The 18870-nt window shown below is 56.6% G+C and carries 23 protein-coding genes and 1 pseudogene; 12 read left to right on the forward strand and 12 right to left on the reverse strand.

Features of this window, described 5'->3' with window-relative positions:
• Positions 1-115: 115 nt before the first annotated feature.
• The 4 genes from J5276_RS07415 to J5276_RS07430 all read right to left on the reverse strand — a co-directional run bounded on the left by J5276_RS07415 (position 116) and on the right by J5276_RS07430 (position 3842).
• Positions 116-892, reverse strand: a complete 777-nt coding sequence (locus J5276_RS07415) for an ABC transporter permease (protein ID WP_003515221.1) — start codon at positions 890-892, stop codon at positions 116-118.
• Positions 879-1646, reverse strand: coding sequence for an ABC transporter ATP-binding protein (locus tag J5276_RS07420; protein ID WP_034502326.1), 768 nt, complete (start codon positions 1644-1646; stop codon positions 879-881). Before J5276_RS07420 ends, J5276_RS07415 begins: the two co-directional genes overlap by 14 nt.
• Positions 1647-1709: 63 nt before the next feature.
• Positions 1710-2711 carry an ABC transporter substrate-binding protein gene (locus tag J5276_RS07425; protein WP_025593410.1) on the reverse strand — a complete coding sequence of 334 codons (1002 nt, stop codon included), beginning with the start codon at positions 2709-2711 and terminating at the stop codon, positions 1710-1712.
• Between the two features lie 48 nt (positions 2712-2759).
• The gene (locus J5276_RS07430) at positions 2760-3842 is read right to left on the reverse strand and encodes a 4-oxalomesaconate tautomerase (RefSeq protein WP_112155085.1); all 1083 of its coding nucleotides are present in this window, start codon (positions 3840-3842) and stop codon (positions 2760-2762) included.
• A 105-nt stretch (positions 3843-3947) separates the two neighbouring features.
• Between J5276_RS07430 and J5276_RS07435 the strand changes: the two genes are divergently transcribed.
• Positions 3948-4844 carry a LysR family transcriptional regulator gene (locus J5276_RS07435; RefSeq protein WP_111789233.1) on the forward strand — a complete coding sequence of 299 codons (897 nt, stop codon included), beginning with the start codon at positions 3948-3950 and terminating at the stop codon, positions 4842-4844.
• Positions 4845-5002: 158 nt separating this feature from the next.
• Here J5276_RS07435 and J5276_RS07440 read toward each other — a convergent pair whose 3' ends face one another.
• Positions 5003-5179, reverse strand: a complete 177-nt coding sequence (locus J5276_RS07440) for a hypothetical protein (RefSeq protein WP_162632919.1) — start codon at positions 5177-5179, stop codon at positions 5003-5005.
• Positions 5180-5478: 299 nt separating this feature from the next.
• Between J5276_RS07440 and J5276_RS07445 the strand changes: the two genes are divergently transcribed.
• The 6 genes from J5276_RS07445 (at position 5479) to J5276_RS07470 (ending at position 10321) form a co-directional block, all read left to right on the forward strand.
• The gene (locus J5276_RS07445; RefSeq protein ID WP_112948921.1) at positions 5479-6852 is read left to right on the forward strand and encodes an ISNCY family transposase; all 1374 of its coding nucleotides are present in this window, start codon (positions 5479-5481) and stop codon (positions 6850-6852) included.
• 469 nt (positions 6853-7321) lie between these two features.
• Positions 7322-7888 (forward strand): YceI family protein, encoded by a 567-nt coding sequence (locus J5276_RS07450; protein ID WP_111789235.1) that lies wholly within the window; start codon positions 7322-7324, stop codon positions 7886-7888.
• A 110-nt stretch (positions 7889-7998) separates the two neighbouring features.
• On the forward strand, positions 7999-8388 hold the full coding sequence (locus tag J5276_RS07455) for a hypothetical protein (protein WP_025593406.1): 390 nt from the start codon (positions 7999-8001) through the stop codon (positions 8386-8388).
• 5 nt (positions 8389-8393) lie between these two features.
• Entirely contained in the window at positions 8394-8900 is a 507-nt protein-coding gene (locus tag J5276_RS07460; protein ID WP_003512998.1) for a sigma-70 family RNA polymerase sigma factor, read from the forward strand.
• Positions 8897-9676 (forward strand): anti-sigma factor, encoded by a 780-nt coding sequence (locus J5276_RS07465; RefSeq protein WP_111803690.1) that lies wholly within the window; start codon positions 8897-8899, stop codon positions 9674-9676. Before J5276_RS07460 ends, J5276_RS07465 begins: the two co-directional genes overlap by 4 nt.
• A gap of 3 nt (positions 9677-9679) precedes the next feature.
• On the forward strand, positions 9680-10321 hold the full coding sequence (locus J5276_RS07470) for a cytochrome b (protein WP_111789237.1): 642 nt from the start codon (positions 9680-9682) through the stop codon (positions 10319-10321).
• On the opposite strand, the gene J5276_RS07475 is transcribed toward J5276_RS07470, so the two are convergent.
• Both J5276_RS07475 and J5276_RS07480 read right to left on the reverse strand, forming a co-directional pair.
• Positions 10322-10972 carry a pyridoxamine 5'-phosphate oxidase family protein gene (locus J5276_RS07475; protein ID WP_025593402.1) on the reverse strand — a complete coding sequence of 217 codons (651 nt, stop codon included), beginning with the start codon at positions 10970-10972 and terminating at the stop codon, positions 10322-10324. It lies immediately after the preceding gene.
• 298 nt (positions 10973-11270) lie between these two features.
• Positions 11271-11921, reverse strand: a complete 651-nt coding sequence (locus J5276_RS07480) for a glutathione S-transferase family protein (protein WP_013636065.1) — start codon at positions 11919-11921, stop codon at positions 11271-11273.
• A 268-nt stretch (positions 11922-12189) separates the two neighbouring features.
• Between J5276_RS07480 and J5276_RS07485 the strand changes: the two genes are divergently transcribed.
• Complete coding sequence (locus J5276_RS07485) at positions 12190-12846, forward strand: peroxiredoxin (RefSeq protein ID WP_003512980.1); 657 nt, start codon at positions 12190-12192, stop codon at positions 12844-12846.
• 64 nt (positions 12847-12910) lie between these two features.
• On the opposite strand, the pseudogene J5276_RS07490 reads toward J5276_RS07485, so the two are convergent.
• A pseudogene (locus tag J5276_RS07490) lies at positions 12911-13363 on the reverse strand (DUF5680 domain-containing protein).
• 166 nt (positions 13364-13529) lie between these two features.
• On the opposite strand from J5276_RS07490, the gene J5276_RS07495 reads away from it, so the two are divergent.
• The 3 genes from J5276_RS07495 to fghA are packed head-to-tail and all read left to right on the forward strand — an operon-like array spanning position 13530 to position 15537.
• Positions 13530-13985: a YaiI/YqxD family protein gene (locus J5276_RS07495; RefSeq protein ID WP_111789239.1), complete on the forward strand. Its 456-nt coding sequence runs from the start codon at positions 13530-13532 to the stop codon at positions 13983-13985.
• Positions 13986-14010: 25 nt separating this feature from the next.
• Entirely contained in the window at positions 14011-14670 is a 660-nt protein-coding gene (locus tag J5276_RS07500) for a DUF1345 domain-containing protein (RefSeq protein WP_013636061.1), read from the forward strand.
• 33 nt (positions 14671-14703) lie between these two features.
• Entirely contained in the window at positions 14704-15537 is an 834-nt protein-coding gene (gene fghA, locus J5276_RS07505) for an S-formylglutathione hydrolase (protein WP_025593396.1), read from the forward strand.
• A 107-nt stretch (positions 15538-15644) separates the two neighbouring features.
• Here the strand turns inward: fghA and J5276_RS07510 are convergent, their stop codons facing one another.
• Complete coding sequence (locus J5276_RS07510; protein ID WP_112155086.1) at positions 15645-16043, reverse strand: RidA family protein; 399 nt, start codon at positions 16041-16043, stop codon at positions 15645-15647.
• A 165-nt stretch (positions 16044-16208) separates the two neighbouring features.
• On the opposite strand from J5276_RS07510, the gene J5276_RS07515 reads away from it, so the two are divergent.
• The gene (locus J5276_RS07515) at positions 16209-16802 is read left to right on the forward strand and encodes a TetR/AcrR family transcriptional regulator (RefSeq protein ID WP_112155087.1); all 594 of its coding nucleotides are present in this window, start codon (positions 16209-16211) and stop codon (positions 16800-16802) included.
• Positions 16803-16826: 24 nt separating this feature from the next.
• Here the strand turns inward: J5276_RS07515 and J5276_RS07520 are convergent, their stop codons facing one another.
• Genes J5276_RS07520 through J5276_RS07530 form a run of 3 tightly spaced genes read right to left on the reverse strand, consistent with a single transcriptional unit; the run spans position 16827 to position 18869 of the window.
• Positions 16827-17315 (reverse strand): hypothetical protein, encoded by a 489-nt coding sequence (locus J5276_RS07520; RefSeq protein WP_013636057.1) that lies wholly within the window; start codon positions 17313-17315, stop codon positions 16827-16829.
• A gap of 60 nt (positions 17316-17375) precedes the next feature.
• On the reverse strand, positions 17376-18170 hold the full coding sequence (locus J5276_RS07525) for an ATP12 family chaperone protein (protein WP_112155088.1): 795 nt from the start codon (positions 18168-18170) through the stop codon (positions 17376-17378).
• Between the two features lie 30 nt (positions 18171-18200).
• Positions 18201-18869 carry an HAD family hydrolase gene (locus J5276_RS07530; protein ID WP_003512962.1) on the reverse strand — a complete coding sequence of 223 codons (669 nt, stop codon included), beginning with the start codon at positions 18867-18869 and terminating at the stop codon, positions 18201-18203.
• Position 18870 lies beyond the last annotated feature (1 nt).

Genomic DNA, 18870 nt, shown 5'->3' on the forward strand with positions numbered 1-18870 from the left:
CCGTGAGCAGGTCTGCCGGCGTCCGATAGCCGAGAGATCGGCCTGATGACGTCAGTAGAACAAAAACGGGGCGACCAACTGGCCGCCCCGCTTGATATGAGACTGGGTCGAAACCTCAAGCAGGCCGTTCTTCGCCCGCGTTCGGCCTCCAGGTGATCAGCTTTCTCTCGGCGACATCGAGAATGAGATCGATGACGAGAACAAAAATGGCGAGAATGATGATACCGGCGAAAACGCCGACCGCGTCGAAGTTACCTTCCGAACGGGCGATCAGGTAACCGAGGCCTGCGGAAGACCCGAGATATTCGCCGATGATCGCGCCAACCACCGCAAATCCGACGGATGTGCGCAGCGACGACAGAATCCAGCTGGCTGCCGCCGGAAAATAAACATGACGCAAGAGATCAGAGCGCTTTGCACCGAGAATGCGCGTGTTGGAAAGCACGACGGGGTTTACTTCGCGAACACCTTGCATGGCGTTGAAGAACGTCACGAAGAAGACGAGGGTGACCGCAAGAGCGACCTTTGACCAGAGGCCAAGCCCCAGCCAAAGGACGAAAATTGGCGCGAGGACCACACGCGGGATGGCATTCACGGCCTTGATGAACGGGTCCAACACACGGGCCACAAAGGGACTGAGGCCCAGCCAGACACCGGCGCCGACGCCGAGACCTGTACCGATGAGGTAACCGAGAACCGTTTCACTCAAGGTGATACCGACATGTTTGTAAAAGCCGGCATCGGCAACCCAGGTGATGACCTGCTTGACGATGTCGATGGGTGCCGGGAAGAAGAAGCGGTCGATCGCCCCGGAGCTTACCCCGAGTTGCCACCCACCCAGGAGCACGACCAGAAGCACGATCTGGATGATGCGAACATTAACGGCTTGCATAGCTTTTCTCCACTTCGCCGCGCAAAGACGCCCATATATCGCGATATAGGGTCATGAATTTCGGATCGAGCTTGATTTCGGCCACGTTGCGGGGCCGTTCCAGATCAACCGGGAAGCTCTCGATAACCCGGCTCTTGGGGCCGGCCGCAAGGACGACAACCCGGTCCCCGAGTGCAATCGCCTCTTCGAGATCGTGCGTGATCATGACCACTGCACGGCGATCCTCTTGCCACAATCTCAGGAGTTCATTCTGCATGAGGTGGCGCGTGTGAATGTCGAGTGCGGAGAAGGGCTCGTCCATCAGGATGACCTTCGGCTCGGTGATAAGCGCCTGCGCCATCTGGACACGTTTGCGCTGTCCGCCTGAAAGTTGATGCGGAAAGCGCTCTTCAAACCCCTTCAGGCCAACTTTTTCCAGCCAGGCCAGAACTTTGGTACGGCGCTCATGTTCGGATACGCCGCGGAACAGCAGGCCAAGCTCGACATTCTGATAGGCCGTTTTCCAGGGAAGCAGCGCATCCTGCTGGAAGAGATATCCAATGTTGTTCTGCACGCCCTGCACGGCCGAACCATCGATGGAGACCTTTCCCTGCGCCGGTTTCAGCAAACCCGCGATGGCATTGAGAATGGTGGACTTGCCGCATCCGGTTGGGCCGACAATCGAGAGAAACTCACCATCTCCAACTTTCAGGTTCACATCCTGGACCGCAACGAAAGCGCCAAAGGCCATTGTTACGTTCTCGATTGCCACCATTGGCTGAAGATTGAGTTCCGCCACGGGTTCTAACTTTCTAATTGGCAAAGACATTGAAGACCCTCAGTTTACGCCCTTCGAAGCCGCAGCCTCGACGAACTTGTTGGTGTAGGTCGTGTTGAGATCGATCGTGGCCTTCGCGACTGCGTCGTTGAAGCTTTTCAAAACCGCCAACGGGGTTTCCAGATCGGCCTGGTTGAAGGTTCCATCTTCGGAGAAGATCGCCTTGGCGGCTTCGACCGCCTTGATGTAGGTCTGCTTGTCGCCGGACACGAAATCATCGGGAAGCTTTGCAACGATTTCCTCGGCCGAATGCTCCTTCATCCAATGCAGCGCCTTTACCGTGGCATTGGTAACCTTCTGGATCACCTCGGGATGTGCATCGATGTATTCTTGCGTCGCATACAAGACGGAGGTGGGGTAGATCCCGCCGTAGACGTCCTTGGCGCCCTGATCGCTGCGGGCATCGATCAAGATCTTGCCAAGACCACGCTCAACCACGATCGTCGCAGCCGGATCGTAATTGACCAACAGGTCAATCTTGCCCTGCTGCAGAGCGGCAACAGCAGCGGCGCCAGAGCCAACGCCGATGATGGCGATGTCGTTGTCGCTCAGATTGTGCTGCTTCATGTAATAACGAATGAAGAAATCGGACGAAGACCCGGGCGAGGTGATCCCGACCTTTTTGCCCTTGATGGTTTCAGGTTTTGTCGGATCGAAGTCTGTATCGTTCTTTCCTGCGAGAACCAGCCCGGAATTGCGGGCAAGCTGAACGAAGCCAACCACGTGCTTGTTCTGGGACTGCATCTGGATCGTGTGATCGTAGAAACCGACGGCTACATCCGTGGACCCTGCGACGAGCGCCTGCAGGACTTTCGAACCGCCTTGGGCAAAGTTCTCGGTCGTCACCTCAAGGCCCTCGTCCTTGTAGAAGCCGAGGCTGGCCGCCACCGGAAAAGGCAGGTTGTTGAGGTTGTACGAACCAACACTCATTCTGACGGATTCTGCATTTGCCGACGCTGCCAGCGCACAGAGCGCCGCTGTTGCAAGCAAGTATTTACGCATGAGGGTCTCCTCCCAGTTTTGCTATGTTTTGAGCCAGTATGGCTTTGTCTAGGCTGCGTCTTCAATCGCAGCGTTTGGCTTGGCGAAGGCAAAGCCTTCGAAAAGTCTGCGGGCCGTTCTCACAAGCCCGGCTGTTATTGTTCCGTTCCGCATCTCAAGTTGCACGTCCAGCCGACCGGCGGGATGCTCGATGCAGATCTGGGTCGGAACAGATCGATTTCCCGCTTGTTCAAATGCCACGGAGCCTTCCGTGATCGCTGCGGTTGCTATGCCAACGGCGCCGGTCGTTGCCAGGGCAGGGTGGCACTCATTGGGCATGAAGTACCGGACAGACAGAGTGCCTCCCTTGCGTGCCGGCGCTACGATCACGGGTTTTGGTATGACCATATCCGTTACATCCCCCATCCCCATCAATTTGCCTGCCTGAATGCGTATGCGGGTCAATCGTTCGATGAGATCGCTATTGGAAGTCAGCGTCTGCGGATCTTCATATCCGGTGACGCCGAGGTCTCCCGCACGCATGAGGACCATCGGAATTGCGCAGTCTATCGCTGTCACATCTATTCCCTCAACCGTGTCGACAGGGTTTCCGGTCGGCAACAGTTTTCCGGTTTTTGCACCCGCCGCATCCACGAAAGTCAGGGCGATCGGTGCAGCCAGACCCGGAACGCCGTCGATGGATGCGTCTCCGAGATAAATTACTTCGCGACCACGCGTCGGCACCTTTGCCTCGATCAATTTTCCGGTGTTCACGTTGTGGATGCGAACCACGGTATCGCTTCCCCGAGCCTCCACAAGTCCCGCTTCGATCGCAAAGGGACCGACCGCGGCCAGCATATTTCCGCAATTGGGCGAATAGTCGACATACTGCCTGTCGGTACGAACCTGGGCGAAGAGATAGTCGATGTCTGCGCCTTCGACGGTGGAAGGACCTATGATCGCAACTTTCGAGGTGACCGGATTGCCGCCTCCTATCCCGTCTATCTGCAGCGGATGACCGGAACCCATGATGGACAAAAGTGCCGCATCCCGTTCCGCTCGATTACGCGGAAGGTCAGACGCCAGGAAGAACGGTCCACGAGATGTTCCGCCGCGCATCAGCACACAGGGTATCTTAAGCAGGTCGTTCATTTATCGCCTCAATCTTGCATTTGGTGGATCAATCCGCCTTGTTGTTGCAATATGAGCAAAAGAATCTAATCTGTTAAATGCAATGTTCGGAGGTATTATTGCGATATGAGCATCAATTGCGAAATTCTGGATTTAAGAGCATTTCAAGCAGTAGTTGAGCTTGAAAGTTTTCATAGGGCTGCCGACGCGTTGCATATTTCGCAACCGGCGCTTACCCGGCGCATCCAGAAACTGGAACAGGCCATTGGCGCGCCACTCCTAGAAAGGACCACACGCCACGTTGCCCCGACAGCGATGGGTCAGGAGGTAATGCCGCTTGTCCGGCGCATGCTGGAGGAGTTCGACGGATCGCTTTTTGCGATGAAAGATGGTGCACATCGGCGCGGCCTCATCACGATGGCCTGCGTTCCAACCGCAGCGTTTTATTTTCTACCCACCGTGATCAAAACATTTAGCAAGAAATATCCGCATATTAGGCTGCGTATCAGAGACCTTACGGCAAACGAGGGGCTGCAGGCGGTTGCGCGGGGAGAGGTGGAGTTCGGGATAAACCTCATGGGTAATTCTGATCCAGACTTGGCATTCGAACCTCTTATCGATGACCCATTTGTGCTGGCGATGCGAAAAGACCACCCTCTGGCGGCTTTCGAAACTATCCAATGGAATCAACTGGAGCCTTATCCGCTGGTTGTCGTCGATCGCTCCAGCGGCAATAGAACGCTTCTGGATGGCGCACTCGCTCGGCACAATCTAAAGCTGAACTGGTTTTATGAGGTGACCCATCTCAATACGTCGCTTGGCCTGGTGGAGGCTGGGTTGGGGATTTCCGTCTTGCCGCGACTGGCTACCCCACAGGATGACCATCCTTTCCTCGTCACGAGGCCGATCGTTAATCCCGTGGTCTCCCGAACCATCGGTATCGTGCAAAGAAGAAGCAGTGCCTTATCTCCCGCCGCGGAGAAATTCGTAGAAATGCTCTTGAAGACCTGGAAAACGCCTTAGGGTTTGCAGCCGTGCATATCACCGTAAAGGGTTGGGTCTGACGCCACTCGGTGTAAGGTCGAGAAACGGGCGAGGGTGACGCCGTCTTCTCAGAGATGGTTGCGTCGTCACGCCGCCTTACCGGCTCTTCTAATAGCGGACCGCCTTGGCGTTCTGGGTCATAGATATGGGTTTTGCTGTTGCCATTTTGGCTGTTGAAGGAAACGGCGACGTGCACCGCGCCGATTGACGTCAGCAAGCTCAAGACTGATCAACCGCACAATGTAGATGTGGTTGAAGATCATAGCCTGCTTATCGACTGACAAGGCATACTCGGCAGCAAGAGCGACCTCCATCAGTGTCGCTTGAGGCAATAATGTGAGACGGAAATTGAGTGGTGTTTTGTTTAGAGCGAAAGGATGCGTTACGCTTCGACTCAGCGCGATAACGCGACAACCAGATAAGGTTCAAAACGAGTTCTGAAGGTTGCCTAAAGGGTCACTTGGACTGAAAACGCAAGACATTTAAACCAGAAGAAGTTCCATAATCTATCTTATGCGATTATCGTATGTAGCCGCAAAGTTAAAGTGTCCTGTTTCTGCAAAGTTGGAATGTCACACTCCCCGGGGTCTGATTGACACTTGGGAGATTGCAGATGGGACTGATTACGATGAGCGAGCGCGATTTGCGGCGGATCGAGGTTTTGTCGAAAGTCATAGCAGGTCGAATGACGATGGTATCAGCGGCACATGTACTTGCCCTGAGTGAGCGTCAGGTTCGTCGGCTGCTGGATCGGATCCAAACTGGTGGTGCGGCGTCGATCCGGCACAAGGCCATTGGTCGACCGTCGAACAACCGGATCAATGATGGTATTCGCGACTACGCTGTGGCGCTCGTTCGGGAGAGTTATGCGGATTTCGGACCGACCCTGGCGACCGAGAAGCTTGCCGAGCGTGATGGCCTGCAGGTCTCGCGTGAGACGGTTCGCAACTGGATGGTCGATGCTGGACTTTGGTTGTCGCGCAAGCAGCGGCGGACGTTTCACCAGCCGCGACTTCGACGTGAGGCCTATGGCGAGCTGGTGCAGATTGATGGTTCTGAGCACCGTTGGTTTGAGGATCGCGGGCCAGCGTGTTCGTTGCTGGTGTTCGTCGACGACGCGACCGGCAGGTTGATGCAGTTGCGTTTTGTGCGTTCCGAGAGCGCCTTCACCTACTTCGAGGCGCTGGCGCTTTATCTCAAGCGTCACGGCGCGCCGATTGCCTTCTATTCCGACAAGCATTCGGTGTTCCGGGTGGCAAAGAAGGACGCCAAAGGTGGCCAGGGAATGACCCAGTTCGGGCGGGCGCTGTGTGAGTTAAATATCGAGATTCTCTGTGCAAATTCAAGCCAGGCGAAGGGCCGTGTGGAACGGATGAACCGAACATTGCAGGATCGGCTGGTCAAGGACTTACGATTGGCTGGCATCGACACGATGGACGCCGGTAATGCATTTTTGCCTGACTTCATGGAGGATTATAACGCACGATTTGCGGTCGTCCCTGCCCGATCTGATGACCTGCACCGACCGGTGAATCTCGCACCGGATCGGTTATCCGATATCCTTTGCAAGCGTGAACAGCGTTATGTTGGATCACAGCTGACATTCTCCTATGAACGCAAACGCATCATGCTGGAGGAGACCGACGTCACGCGCGGCCTTGTTGGTAAATATGTTGAGACCTATGCCTATGCGGATGATCGACTGGACGTGCGCTGGAGAGGGTACTCCCTGCCCTATACGGTATTCGACAAGGATCAGCGGGTCACGCATGCGGCGATCACCGAGAACAAGCGGCTCGGTGATGTCCTGGCGTATATCAAAGAGCGCCAGGACGAGCCCCCCGCGCCTGAGGTGAAGAGCAATAGCGATAAAAATGGTTACATCAAACGCGCTCGTGGACCCGGTCGTCGGAAAGACTTTACAAACGATCCGGCCCTTATTGCGCGGCGCCGGAAAGCATTGTCGCGGCAGCAAGCGGCGGAGTGAAGAGTTTCAAAGCTCAGAATGGGTGTTTCATCACCCGCCCCCGCCCTCTCCTTGCAATCGGAGAGCTGGTTCGGTCGGGGGCTGATCCGCGGTCTCAGTGTGGCATGTCTGAATAGCCGAGACGCCTCAATTGGACATTTCTACTTTGCACACCGGCGGACATTTCAACTCCTCTGCCACATCGTATGTGGTAAGCTGATGAAGCTTTCTATGGTCCCGAGCGCCTCACCTTCATCAGCGCCGCCTAGACACTCTGTACCTCGCTTGAGCACAATAGCGAGCAAAGGATTTAGAGAAAGCACCTAGCCTTGAGTGGGCTTTGAACCCATGAAAGACATTGCTGACGAAATGCCCATGCATTGGCTGATGCGGCAAAGATTTTGATGATCTGTCGGAACTGATGGGGATTAAATAGTAGCCAGCGGTGTTCTCACGGGTACGACCACGTACTCATGAAGGAGCCTGCGCCATGAAGTACCCTTACTCCATCACTCTCGTCATTGCGGCATTGGCCTGCACGCCTGTATCTGCAAGCCCGTTTTCGTCCGCCGCCGGACGTTACCGTATCGATCCCGCCTCGCACATTGGGTTTTCGATTGCGCAGGTTGCCGGTCCGGGCATCAACGGCACTATTCCCGATATATCCGGCCGCTTCGATATCGATCCGGACCAACCGTCCAAGTCCTATGTGGAAATCAGTTTGAACCCTTCCAGCGTGAAGACAGGCCAGGAGCGGGTGGAAAATTTCCTGCGGTCCAGCGCAGTTTTCAACATCGCCGTCTATCCGCAGATCGTGTTTCGCTCCAACCGCGTTACGCAGGACGGGCCGCGCAGCGCAGTCGTTGAAGGCGTGCTCACGGCCCGAGGCGTCTCCAGAGCCGAGACGTTTCACGCAACATTCGTTGAGCAGCAAAAGGGTTCCGTAACCTTCCATGTCACCGGAAATATCCCCCGCCTGCCCTATGGCATGGGCGTTGGCGTGCCGCTCTATTCGAACACGGTTGCCTTGGACATAGATTTGAAGGGCGTCAGATAAAAACGACGGAACGTCAAAAAAATCGGCGGACGGGATTAATTGTCGCTGGCCGGTGTTCTGTCTTGTATCGGACATGGTGTCCACACCGTTACCTCTCAAAGGACGATCTCATGCGTGAACATCATTTCATTCTGGCAGGCGCTCTCGCGCTCGCCTCCACTGCCGCGCTTGCCGAACCATACGCCGGTGGCGCGGTGGTTGAAACGGCGACGGCAAAGGGCACGATCCTGACTGACGCCAAGGGCATGACCCTTTATACGTTCGACAATGATGGCGATGGCTCGTCAGCCTGCTATGACGGCTGCGCGAAGAAATGGCCGCCGCTTGCGGCTGCCAAAACCGACAAGGCGGATGGCGACTACAGACCACTCGCCCGCAGGGATGGCACGATGCAGTGGTCGCATGATGGAAAGCCGCTGTATCATTGGCAGATGGACAAGAAGCCCGGCGATGTCACGGGTGATGGTGTTGGTGGCGTCTGGCACGTTGCCAAGGAATAGCACCCATGCCTGATTTTCTTGACGAGATCACAAGTTGCATACCGGCGCTTCGACGTTACGCGAATGCGCTCACGCACGACCGTGACACGGCTGACGATCTCGTTCAGGACTGTCTGGAAAGAGCCATCCGCAAAAAGGCGCTATGGCGGCCGCAGGGGCCGTTACGTCCATGGTTGTACCGTGTGCTGGTCAACGTTTACCGCAACAATCTGCGAGGCAGAAACCGCCGGCCCTCGCAAATCCCGATTGATGATGTTGCCGAACAGATGTTTGTGCCGGCGCCGCAGACGGGCCGGATCGCGCTTGCCGAAATGGCACGTGCCATCGAAAAGCTGTCAGGCGAGCACCGTGAGGCCCTCCTCCTCGTCGTCGTCGAAGGTCTGAGTTATGCGGAAGCGGCAAAGGTTCTGGAAATTCCGTTGGGCACTTTGATGTCCCGTCTGGGGCGTGCCCGAACAGCCTTGGCCCGCATGACCCAAGAAGACCAGCCAAATCTCAAGGTGATAAAATGACTGGCAACGAGCCGCAGATAACCGAAGCCGATCTGATATCCTATGTCGATGGGCAGCTCGAAGACCAGCGACGTGATGTCGTTCGTTCCCACCTCGCCTCCAATCCGGCCGATGCGCGCAAGGTCGAGATATGGCAGCGGCAGAATGCGACACTTATGGCTCTCTATCGTCCTGCTGATGTCGATGTTTTACCCGAGCGCCTCGATGTTTATCGAATGGAGCGGCGCTTGCGATCGGAGCGTGCAAATTGGCGCAATCTGGCAGCGGCATCCGTTCTCGTTCTGGCTGTTGGACTGACAGGTGGCTGGTTCGGGCGCGGACTTGTGTTGGAGGTCGAGGCACCTGCCCATTCCATCGTGGCGGATGCGATGCAGGCGCACAAGTTGTTTGCAAGCGAGGTTCTGCACCCTGTCGAAGTTCGGGCTGATGCCGAGAACGCCTCCAGTCTGCCGAAATGGTTGTCAAAACGGCTCGACCGTAAACTGAACGTGCCGGACCTCACCCGCCATGGCTTGTCCCTTGTCGGCGGCCGGGTGCTGCCCAGTTCCGAAGGCGCCGCAGCTCAACTGATGTATGAAGACAAAAGTGGGCAGCGTGTCACTCTTTACATCGTGGCTGCGGCTGAAACGAGCGATACCGCCATGCGACGCTCCAATGTCGACGCGCTGGAAACAGTGTCCTGGGATGACGAAACAATCCGCTGCGCCCTGGTCGGCAGCCTGCCGTCCGACCGCATGGACGCTATTGCCAAAGACACCTATCAACAGCTGAGTTAGCCGATGCAATATCTCAAGGGTCATTCCGATAGAGCGACGAGAGGCGTAAGGAGATGGCGAAACACGTCCGCCTCCTTTGGTTTGGTGGCGATCGTTTTCCATTGGACAATCGCGCTCCTATTCCTCGCGCAGCTTGCGCTGGGATATTTTATGAGCCGCGACATCGATCCGGTGCTTCAGTTCAATCTTTTTCAGTATCACAAGTCGATTGGGTTTCTGGTTCTGGCCCTCGCCGCCCCCCGCTTCATCTGGTCGGTTTTCAGCAGGAAACCGCGGGCTCTGGATGGTGAAGGGATGGCTTCGAGGTTGGCCGCACGGGCGGCTCACGCCGCACTGCTGTTCCTTACTCTTGCCGTTCCCCTTGCCGGTTGGGCCGTCGCGTCGACGTCTCCTCTGCAGATCCCCAGTTATGTCTTCGATCTTGTCGTCATGCCAGGACTACCCATGGCGATCTCCGACCAAGCCGAGGCTTTCTGGACTGAGGTTCACGCCACTCTGGCCTATCTTGCCGCAGTTATCGTCGTTCTTCATGTGGCGGCAGCGCTGTGGCACCATTTCGTCCGCAAAGATCCAACGCTTCGGCGCATGATCCCTTTCAGGGCTGCTGCAGACAACAGGAGCCGCACCGCCTCCCCTCGAAAATAGCTAATAAAGTGTTCTCTGGTAGTCCTTTTCCAGATCGTCATCCAATTTCCGCATCTCATCCTTGTTGCTGGGCGCCCCCGTCGTTTCGTCAAGGATGATTTTGATGAGCGACGGCATCTCGGAGCGATCCTGAAAATGATCCGGGCTCCACAAATGAGACCGCCGAAACGCCTTGGCGCAATGCATGAAAACCTCACTCACCCTGACGACAATCGCGAGTTTGGGCGCACGATCATTGATACTCATGCATCTCAGAAGTTCCGGGTCGGTTGCGAGCTTTGCCTGCCCGTTCACACGCAACGTGTCGTCAAATCCCGGTATGACAAACAATAGCCCGACGCTTGGATTGGCAATGATATTGGTCAACGTATCCAGACGATTGTTACCCGGCCGATCCGGTATCGCGAGTGTGCGTTCATCAAGAATCTTGACGAACCCCGCAGGGTCGCCACGAGGGCTTACGTCAGCACTTCCCGCCAGATTCTGCGTTCCTATGCACAGGAACGGAGAGCGTCTGATAAATTCCCGCGCATGCTCGCCAATGGTGTCCTGACACTTCAATATCGCCAGCGCGTGGGTCGCCTCGAACAATCCTCGAAGCGATGGCTCATCTGTTATTGCAAATTCCGGATCAAGTTCAAACGCCGTCATCATCCTCACCCTTGTGACGTTGCCCCGTTGTTCCCATCAGCTTCACCAGACGAAAACGCCTGGATATTGCTGACATATCGATTGTTCTTCTCTGTCCGCATTTGAGCTGCTTCTAAGTTTGAGGTACGTACCTCAATATTAGCACTATCGCAGATTTCAATTTCAATCAAGAAGTAGAACCGGCGCCGATAGAGGCACAACAATCACCGAAACGGCTGCGGGAGCCTTTGAGGGCGGGCAATCCTGTACAGACCGTGTAGTTTGTTCTTACCTTAAGGCCCTCGCTATTCACCGACGTTCAGCCGGTCGAAGCGGCCTTGAAGACGGCAAGCTGGTCGGCAAAGGCGCGTTGATAGGCCGGACGTGCCTCACCGCGAGCCACATATGCTGAAAGGTTTGGATATTCGTCGAGGATGCCTGAGCTTTTTATCCTTTGCAGCACCGATATCATCAACAGATCTCCAGCGCTGAACGCACCGTCGAGCCAGTCGTCGTCACCGAGGCAGCGGGAGAGTTCGCCGAGCCGCTTGCTGATATTTTTATCGATCATCGCTAAGCGCTCTTCGTACCAGCTCTTGTCGCCCTCCAGAAACCGGGCAATCGAGCGGTCAACGATTGGCGGCTCCACCGTGTTGAGCGCGGCGAACATCCAGGTTATCGCCCGTGCCCGCGCATTCACATCCCGCGGCAATAGGCCGGCATTGCGCTCCGCGATGTGGAAAATGATCGCGCCGGATTCGAACAGTACGAGGTCGCCCTCCTCATAGGTCGGGATTTGTCCAAACGGCTGAAGTGCCAGATGCGCAGGTTCCCGCATCGCCTTGAAGGAGAGAAGGCGAACATCGTAAGACAGTCCAGCTTCCTCCAGCGCCCAGCGGACGCGCATGTCGCGGGCCAGACCCTTGCCGCCATCGGGCGAGCGTTCAAAAGCGGTAATCGTGATCGTCATTGCTGTTCCCCATCGCGTCTGTTTGGAGACTATTGGCTCATTGTGGTCGAGCATCAGCTTTTTGCACCGGCCGGAAAAGGCAGCGCGTCAGAATAGGCGTTTGCCAGAACGAAAACAATCCTTGTACGTTTCAATGACAGGTCATTAGCGTGCCGTTTGCCGTGGAAAGGGCTGGCCATTTCACGCAAAAACTCTAAGCTCCTGCGCCGGACACGGATTGCCAAAACCTTCAGGATTTCGATTTAAATCATTAGGGAGAAACCATCAGATGAGCCTGCGTATAAACGACATCGCACCCGATTTCACCGCCGAGACCACACACGGTCCGGTGAGCTTTCACGAATGGATCGGCGACGGCTGGGCGGTCCTGTTTTCGCATCCGAAGAATTTCACGCCGGTCTGCACCACGGAACTCGGCGCGATGGGCGGCCTGCAGCCGGAATTCGAAAAGCGCGGCGTCAAGATCATCGGCATTTCGGTCGATCCGGTCGAAAGCCATGAGAAATGGAAAAACGACATCCGCACCGCGACCGGCTTTAATGTCGATTATCCGCTGATCGGCGACAAGGACCTGAAAGTCGCGAAGCTCTATGACATGCTGCCGGCGGGCGCGGGCGACAGTTCCGAAGGCCGCACGCCGGCCGACAACGCCACCGTGCGCTCCGTCTTCGTTGTCGGTCCCGACAAGAAGATCAAGCTGGTCCTCACCTACCCGATGACCACCGGGCGCAACTTCGACGAAATTCTTCGCGCGATCGATTCCATCCAGCTGACTTCTAAACATCAGGTGGCGACACCGGCAAACTGGAAACAGGGCGAAGACGTCATTATCACCGCCGCCGTCTCCAACGAGGATGCGATTGCCCGTTTCGGCTCCTATGACACAGTTCTTCCATACCTGCGCAAGACGAAGCAGCCCGGCTGATTTGAAATCGATAAAAGGGGCGATGGATCTCCATCGTCCCTGTTTGATCTTACTCGCGGCGCAGCTACGGCTTTATCACGCCGCCGTGGTAGTCGAGCCGGTACACCTCAACGCTGTCCCGATATATGCGCTCCACGCCGGTAAAAGTCCGGAATTCGCCCTCATTGGTATCGACATAGATCATGTCTTCGACCTCGTGGGTGAAGCCGCCGAGGAAGCGCCCTTCCCTGTATAGCGTGGAAAGCGATCGCTGGATCACCCTGCCCGCCACCGTGCCGTCGATCAGCTCAGGGCGAACGATGCGGCCGTAATAATTCATGGCCCAAAGTGGAATTCCCTGATGCCAGACGACCTCCTGACCGATGAAGTCGGTTCCGCCGAAATAGCTATCGATATAGTGTCAGTCGCCGCTTTGAAAACCTAGGTCGTGTGAGCCGATGCGGGTGGGTATCGAGGATTTGTTGCCGCCGCCCACATAAGTGGCGGACTTGGCCTGCACGATGAATTCTTCCAGCATCGGGAATACCTCACATCAGGAACATAAAGTGAACATACTGGACTTGTGTGAAGGTCGCAAGCGTATTCCTTACCCTGCCTGTCGCCATATTTTCACAGATGGCGGGCTTGGTAATCGCAGCGTTTGCCCTTAAAAGCGATGCATAAATGATCCTCGAAGAGTGCCCATGTCGCAGCCGCCGCAAATCTATGTCGATGCCGACGCCTGCCCCGTGAAACCCGAGATTCTCAAGGTGGCGGAACGGCATGGGCTGGAGGTGACTTTCGTTGCCAATTCCGGTTTGCGCCCGTCGCGCGATCCGATGGTGAAAAACGTGATCGTATCGGCCGGCTTCGATGCGGCGGATGACTGGATTGCGGAGCGTGCGGGCGAAAACGATATCGTCATTACCGCCGATGTGCCGCTCGCCGGGCGTTGCGTTGCCAGGGGCGCGCTGGTGACGGGACCGACCGGCCGCGTTTTCGACCAAACCAACATCGGCATGGCAACTGCGATGCGCGACCTTGGCGCACACCTGCGCGAAACCGGTGAGAGCAAAGGATATAACGCGGCTTTCTCGCCGCGCGACCGGTCTGCTTTTCTGGAGACGCTTGACCGTTTCTGCCGCCGTGTCAAAAAATGACCGCGTAAACACGAAGGCGCAGCCCATGACCCCGGCCAATCCGCAGAGCAACACCTACAGCCGCCATAAGCCTTTCTTCGTCGCTCTTTTTGTTGGCGCCTTCGGCCTTGGCTTGGCGCTGGCATTCGCACGGCCGCTCGCCATCGAAATTGCAGCCATTCTGTTTTTCCTGACCTATCTCGGGCTGGTGGCCTTTCGGCTTCCGAAATTAACGGCCCAGCACCTGAAAGCGCATGCCGATAGTGATGACCTGCCGGCAATGGCCATCATCGCCATTACGCTGATCGCTGCCACCGTCGCCGTCGTTTCACTTTTCCAGGCACTCAACCATTCCGGCGAAACCGTCTGGACGCTGCTGCTCGCCTTCGGCTCCGTGATTTTCGGGTGGTTGACAATCCACACCATGACCGCCTTGCACTACGCCCATCTTTACTGGCGTCCGGAAACCGTTGATGGCAAGCGCAAGCATCGCGGCGGCATGGATTTCCCGGCAACGAAGGAACCCTGCGGTTACGACTTCCTCTATTTCGCTGTTGTCATCGGCATGACGGCGCAGACCTCGGATGTTGCTGTAACCACGACACCGATGCGCAAGGTCACGCTGTTGCACTCCATCGTCTCCTTCTTCTTCAACACGGTTCTGGTAGCAGCGGCGGTCAATGCTGCGGTCGCGCTTGCGGGCTGAACCGAAAAAAACTCTTCATAAAGGAATGGCTTCATGAATATCATCTCGCAAAATACGGCCTTTGGCGGCATGCAGGGCGTATTTTCGCACCCATCCGAAACCCTGAAATGCGAGATGACCTTTGCAGTCTATGTGCCGCCGAAGGCGATCAGCGAGCCGTGCCCGGTTCTGTGGTATCTTTCCGGCCTCACCTGCACCCACGCCAATGTCATGGAAAAAGGCGAATATCGCCGCATGGCGTCCGAACTCGGGCTGATCATCGTCTGCCCGGATACCAGCCCGCGTGGCAACGATGTGCCTGATGAAGTGACCAACTGGCAAATGGGCAAGGGCGCGGGCTTTTATCTCGACGCCACGCAGGAACCTTGGTCGGAGCACTACCATATGTACAGCTACGTGACGGAAGAGCTGCCAGCCTTCATTGGCCAGCATTTCCGCGCGGATATGAGCCGTCAGGGCATTTTCGGCCATTCGATGGGCGGCCATGGCGCCATGACGATTGCGCTTAAGAACCCAGACCGCTTCAAGAGCTGCTCCGCCTTCGCCCCAATCGTCGCCCCCTCCTCTGCCGACTGGTCCGAACCGGCGCTGGAAAAGTATCTCGGAACGGATCGTGCCGCATGGCGGCAATACGACGCCTGCTCGCTGGTCGAAGACGGCGCCCGTTTTCCGGAATTCCTGATCGACCAGGGCAAGGCCGACAGTTTCCTCGATAAAGGCCTGCGTCCCTGGCTGTTCGAAGAGGCGATCAAAGGAACCGATATCGGCCTGACGCTGCGCATGCACGAGCGTTACGACCACTCCTATTATTTCATCTCCAGCTTCATGGATGACCATCTGAAATGGCATGCCGAGCGACTTGGCTAAGGCTGCGAAAGGGGAAGCTTAACCTGCGCGGTTTGGATTCGTCCGACATCTAGAACAGCGACGTGACGGCGTTTTCAGTACGCCGTCTTCGCATGGCTTTCGGAGATTTATGCATCCAAAGGAATGCGGGCGATGACCTTAATCTCGAAATCGAAGCCCGCGAGCCAGTTCACGCCTATTGCAGTCCAGTTCGGGTAAGGCTTCGTGCTGAAAATCTGCTGCTTGACGGCCATGATGGTTCCGAACTGTTTTTCGGGGTCCGTATGGAATGTCGTCACGTCGACAATATCATCAAATGTACAGCCCGCTGCATGCAGCGTGGCTTTGAGATTTTCGAAAGCCAATTGTACCTGACGTTCAAAATCGGGTTCTGGCGTTCCATCGGAACGGCTGCCCACCTGCCCGGAAACGAACAGAAGGTCACCGGATCGGATAGCCGCCGAATAGCCGTGCTCCTCGTAAAGAGCATGTCTGTTTGCGGGATAGATTGCTTCGCGCTTCGCCATTTTTAAATCTCTCTTCTTTGTAATCAAGTGCATTCTCTGGGCGGAACGTTACGCTTCGAGCGCTTCACACAACGCCTTATTTGATATACGGTGCGTATTTGAATTTGGTGGCATACGTGCCGTATGTCAACCCGTATACGTCACGTATGTAAAATTGAGGAGAGTATGGCGAAACGACGCGCGGAAACGATGGAGGAAAATCGCGTAAAACTGATCGCGGCTGCACGAAAGATTTTCGCCGAAAAGGGATACTCTTCCGCATCAATGGACGAGTTGACTGCCGAGGTTGGTCTGACGCGTGGGGCGCTTTATCACAATTTCGGAGATAAGCGTGGGCTGCTGGCGGCGGTGGTCGATCAGATCGATTCTGAAATGGCGTCTCGCGCTCACGAGATCGGGGCATTGGCCGAGGACAATTGGCAAGGTTTACTCGCCGAGGGCGCCGCCTATATCGAAATGGCGCTTGATCCGGAAGTACAACGTATCGTTCTGCTCGACGGGCCTGCGGTGTTGGGTGATCCGTCGCAGTGGCCTAGCCAGAGCAGTTGTCTGCAGGCGACCAAGCAAACGGTTCAGAGCCTCATCGAACAGGGGATCATCAAGTCAGTCGATGCGGAAGCTGCTGCCCGGCTTCTAAGCGGCGCTGCACTTAATGCTGCGCTATGGATCGCCGCCAGTGACGATCCCGTGAAGGTGCTGCCGAAGGCTGTCGAGGCTTTCCAGTCCATGGCCACCGGCCTTCTTGTGAAACCAGTTTAAACTCTATCTGGAAACCATACTTGTTCACGGAAACAACGCCGTCGCCAGCGTTGTCGGTCCGGGTCGGCTCAGCCGGAACTCGCGGATCACGCGCTCCGCGACGCCGTAAGCGAGATCCTGCTCGATCGACTGATTGTCGAAGCTGACGACGGTGGCTGTGAATTTGGCCTCGGCGATCACCTCGCCCGTCGCCACGGCGGCCGCACGAACGATGACACGGGCCGATGCCCGTTCTCCAAACAGGAAGGGGCCGCGGGTGACGGATGCGAGGCGAATGGTCAGCACAACGCGCGGTCTGATTTCGCCGCGTGCCGTCGTTTTGATGGCATTCTGTAGTTGCGCATGAATGGATTGCATCAATGCCGGCGCTACATCCGGCCGTGCCGCTACAAAGGCGCCGCGCACATCATAAAGCAGCCGGTCGGCATTGGTCGCCTCCGGTTCCAGCCTGAAAGACATGAGCGTGAAACACGCCAGCACAACAATGCCAAGGCGTTTCAATCGAGTGTTCATGATCTGCGGCTCCCCTAACGTGAGGTAACCGCATATTCGGTCATCAGGGTTAGAAAAGCGTTAAGGCGCGCTCTTCAACGCCTCCAGAACGTTGAGTGCTGCACGCATGTCGATGAGCCTGGTGGCGCGGCGCTCCAGCGCCTCCTCGTCCTCGCCCCAATGTTCGGCGGTCCAGTCCTCGTCAAGATGGGCCAGCGCCCAGGTTTCCTCCAGCGTCAGCTGCCCTTCCGCCAGTGCCAGCGCCAGAATGGCGGAGCCGGTCAGCGACGTCATGGTGTGCAGGGCGGCAAGCGCGATCGGCGTATCGTATTTTTTGAGCGTCACGGCAAAGGCTGCAACAGCTTCCCGAGGCTGATCGCGATGCATGACACCTTCGACGAGAATGAAGCGTGCGCCGAGAACATTGGCCGCCCAGTCGATCACCGGATCCCAATGGTCCGCCTGCCGCGCCACAAGCGCTTCCGGTTGACCTGCGCGGTAGCACAGGAGATCGGAAGAGGAAAAGCGCAGTATGTCCTCGAAAACCGCCTGGGTGTCGCTGGCGATGCCGTCGATGGCGGTGTTCACATGCCGCGAGACCGGCATGACGACCGGGTTCACCACTTCTTTCTGCGCATCCCATTCATCGCGAAGCAGGTCCGCAAGCGCCTTCGTTGGCAAGACAAGCGGCTTCTTGGCGGGCGTTCGCAAAGGTTTGCCATCGAGATGGATGGTGAAGCCGCCGTCTTCCACGTCAGCAACGGTAACGTCCTTATAGAAACGTTTCGGCAGGGGCCGCTGCATCTGGATTTGGGCGCGAAGGATCGGATCGGGGTGGCTGAGGCCTTCCGAAAGGTCGTTCAGGAGATCACGCATGGCACGTCCTCATCAGTCGAATAGAAAGGATCATTCAAGAATATCGGCGGGAACATGGGCCGGAATTTCGCTCGGATGGCTGACGACGGCGTCTGCGCCTGCCTTCCAGAGATCATCGACCGAGGCGTAGCCCCAGGCAACGCCGATGGCCTTTGCGCCGGCGGCCTTTGCCATCTGCATGTCATAGATAGCATCGCCGATGACGACAGTGTCGGCCGGAACCATGCCGGTTTCATGGCAACATTCCATCACCATGGCCGGATGCGGCTTGGAAGGGCAATCATCCGCCGTGCGCGACACGATGAAATGCTCGGCAAAACCATGCGTTTCGAGAATATGGGTCAACCCGCGACGGCCCTTGCCGGTGACCGCGCCGATCAGCACCTCATCCCGTCTGGCGAGCGTGTCGATCAAGGGCGCGATACCGTCGAACAGCGGCTCGATCATGCCAGGTCGGGCGCGGATCGGGTGATAGATTTCCCGATAGCGCTCAGTCATCGCGCGCGCCTCGTCATCCACATGCGCCTTACCGAGCATGCGGGCGATGGCGATGTCGAGCGTCAGGCCGATAATTGCCTTGGTCTGTGCAATATCAGGCCGTGGCTTTCCGAAATCGGCGAAGGTATCGACCATGACGGCATGGATAAGGCCGGCGCTGTCGACCAGCGTGCCGTCACAATCGAAAAGAACGAGTTTCATC

Source organism: Agrobacterium sp. S7/73 (assembly GCF_019355535.1).
GTDB classification, from domain to species: Bacteria; Pseudomonadota; Alphaproteobacteria; order Rhizobiales; family Rhizobiaceae; genus Agrobacterium; species Agrobacterium tumefaciens.

Coding starts and splice junctions, on each gene's coding strand:
- J5276_RS07495 (WP_111789239.1), top strand. CDS start 13,530: ATGTCGCAGCCGCCGCAAATCTATGTCGATGCCGACGCCTGCCCCGTG.
- J5276_RS07485 (WP_003512980.1), top strand. CDS start 12,190: ATGAGCCTGCGTATAAACGACATCGCACCCGATTTCACCGCCGAGACC.
- J5276_RS07425 (WP_025593410.1), bottom strand. CDS start 2,711: ATGCGTAAATACTTGCTTGCAACAGCGGCGCTCTGTGCGCTGGCAGCG.
- J5276_RS07460 (WP_003512998.1), top strand. CDS start 8,394: ATGCCTGATTTTCTTGACGAGATCACAAGTTGCATACCGGCGCTTCGA.
- J5276_RS07515 (WP_112155087.1), top strand. CDS start 16,209: ATGGCGAAACGACGCGCGGAAACGATGGAGGAAAATCGCGTAAAACTG.
- J5276_RS07530 (WP_003512962.1), bottom strand. CDS start 18,869: ATGAAACTCGTTCTTTTCGATTGTGACGGCACGCTGGTCGACAGCGCC.
- J5276_RS07520 (WP_013636057.1), bottom strand. CDS start 17,315: ATGAACACTCGATTGAAACGCCTTGGCATTGTTGTGCTGGCGTGTTTC.
- J5276_RS07415 (WP_003515221.1), bottom strand. CDS start 892: ATGCAAGCCGTTAATGTTCGCATCATCCAGATCGTGCTTCTGGTCGTG.
- J5276_RS07510 (WP_112155086.1), bottom strand. CDS start 16,043: ATGGCGAAGCGCGAAGCAATCTATCCCGCAAACAGACATGCTCTTTAC.
- J5276_RS07475 (WP_025593402.1), bottom strand. CDS start 10,972: ATGACGGCGTTTGAACTTGATCCGGAATTTGCAATAACAGATGAGCCA.
- fghA (WP_025593396.1), top strand. CDS start 14,704: ATGAATATCATCTCGCAAAATACGGCCTTTGGCGGCATGCAGGGCGTA.
- J5276_RS07480 (WP_013636065.1), bottom strand. CDS start 11,921: ATGACGATCACGATTACCGCTTTTGAACGCTCGCCCGATGGCGGCAAG.
- J5276_RS07465 (WP_111803690.1), top strand. CDS start 8,897: ATGACTGGCAACGAGCCGCAGATAACCGAAGCCGATCTGATATCCTAT.
- J5276_RS07435 (WP_111789233.1), top strand. CDS start 3,948: ATGAGCATCAATTGCGAAATTCTGGATTTAAGAGCATTTCAAGCAGTA.
- J5276_RS07440 (WP_162632919.1), bottom strand. CDS start 5,179: ATGGAGGTCGCTCTTGCTGCCGAGTATGCCTTGTCAGTCGATAAGCAG.
- J5276_RS07500 (WP_013636061.1), top strand. CDS start 14,011: ATGACCCCGGCCAATCCGCAGAGCAACACCTACAGCCGCCATAAGCCT.
- J5276_RS07445 (WP_112948921.1), top strand. CDS start 5,479: ATGGGACTGATTACGATGAGCGAGCGCGATTTGCGGCGGATCGAGGTT.
- J5276_RS07430 (WP_112155085.1), bottom strand. CDS start 3,842: ATGAACGACCTGCTTAAGATACCCTGTGTGCTGATGCGCGGCGGAACA.
- J5276_RS07525 (WP_112155088.1), bottom strand. CDS start 18,170: ATGCGTGATCTCCTGAACGACCTTTCGGAAGGCCTCAGCCACCCCGAT.
- J5276_RS07450 (WP_111789235.1), top strand. CDS start 7,322: ATGAAGTACCCTTACTCCATCACTCTCGTCATTGCGGCATTGGCCTGC.
- J5276_RS07470 (WP_111789237.1), top strand. CDS start 9,680: ATGCAATATCTCAAGGGTCATTCCGATAGAGCGACGAGAGGCGTAAGG.
- J5276_RS07455 (WP_025593406.1), top strand. CDS start 7,999: ATGCGTGAACATCATTTCATTCTGGCAGGCGCTCTCGCGCTCGCCTCC.
- J5276_RS07420 (WP_034502326.1), bottom strand. CDS start 1,646: ATGGTGGCAATCGAGAACGTAACAATGGCCTTTGGCGCTTTCGTTGCG.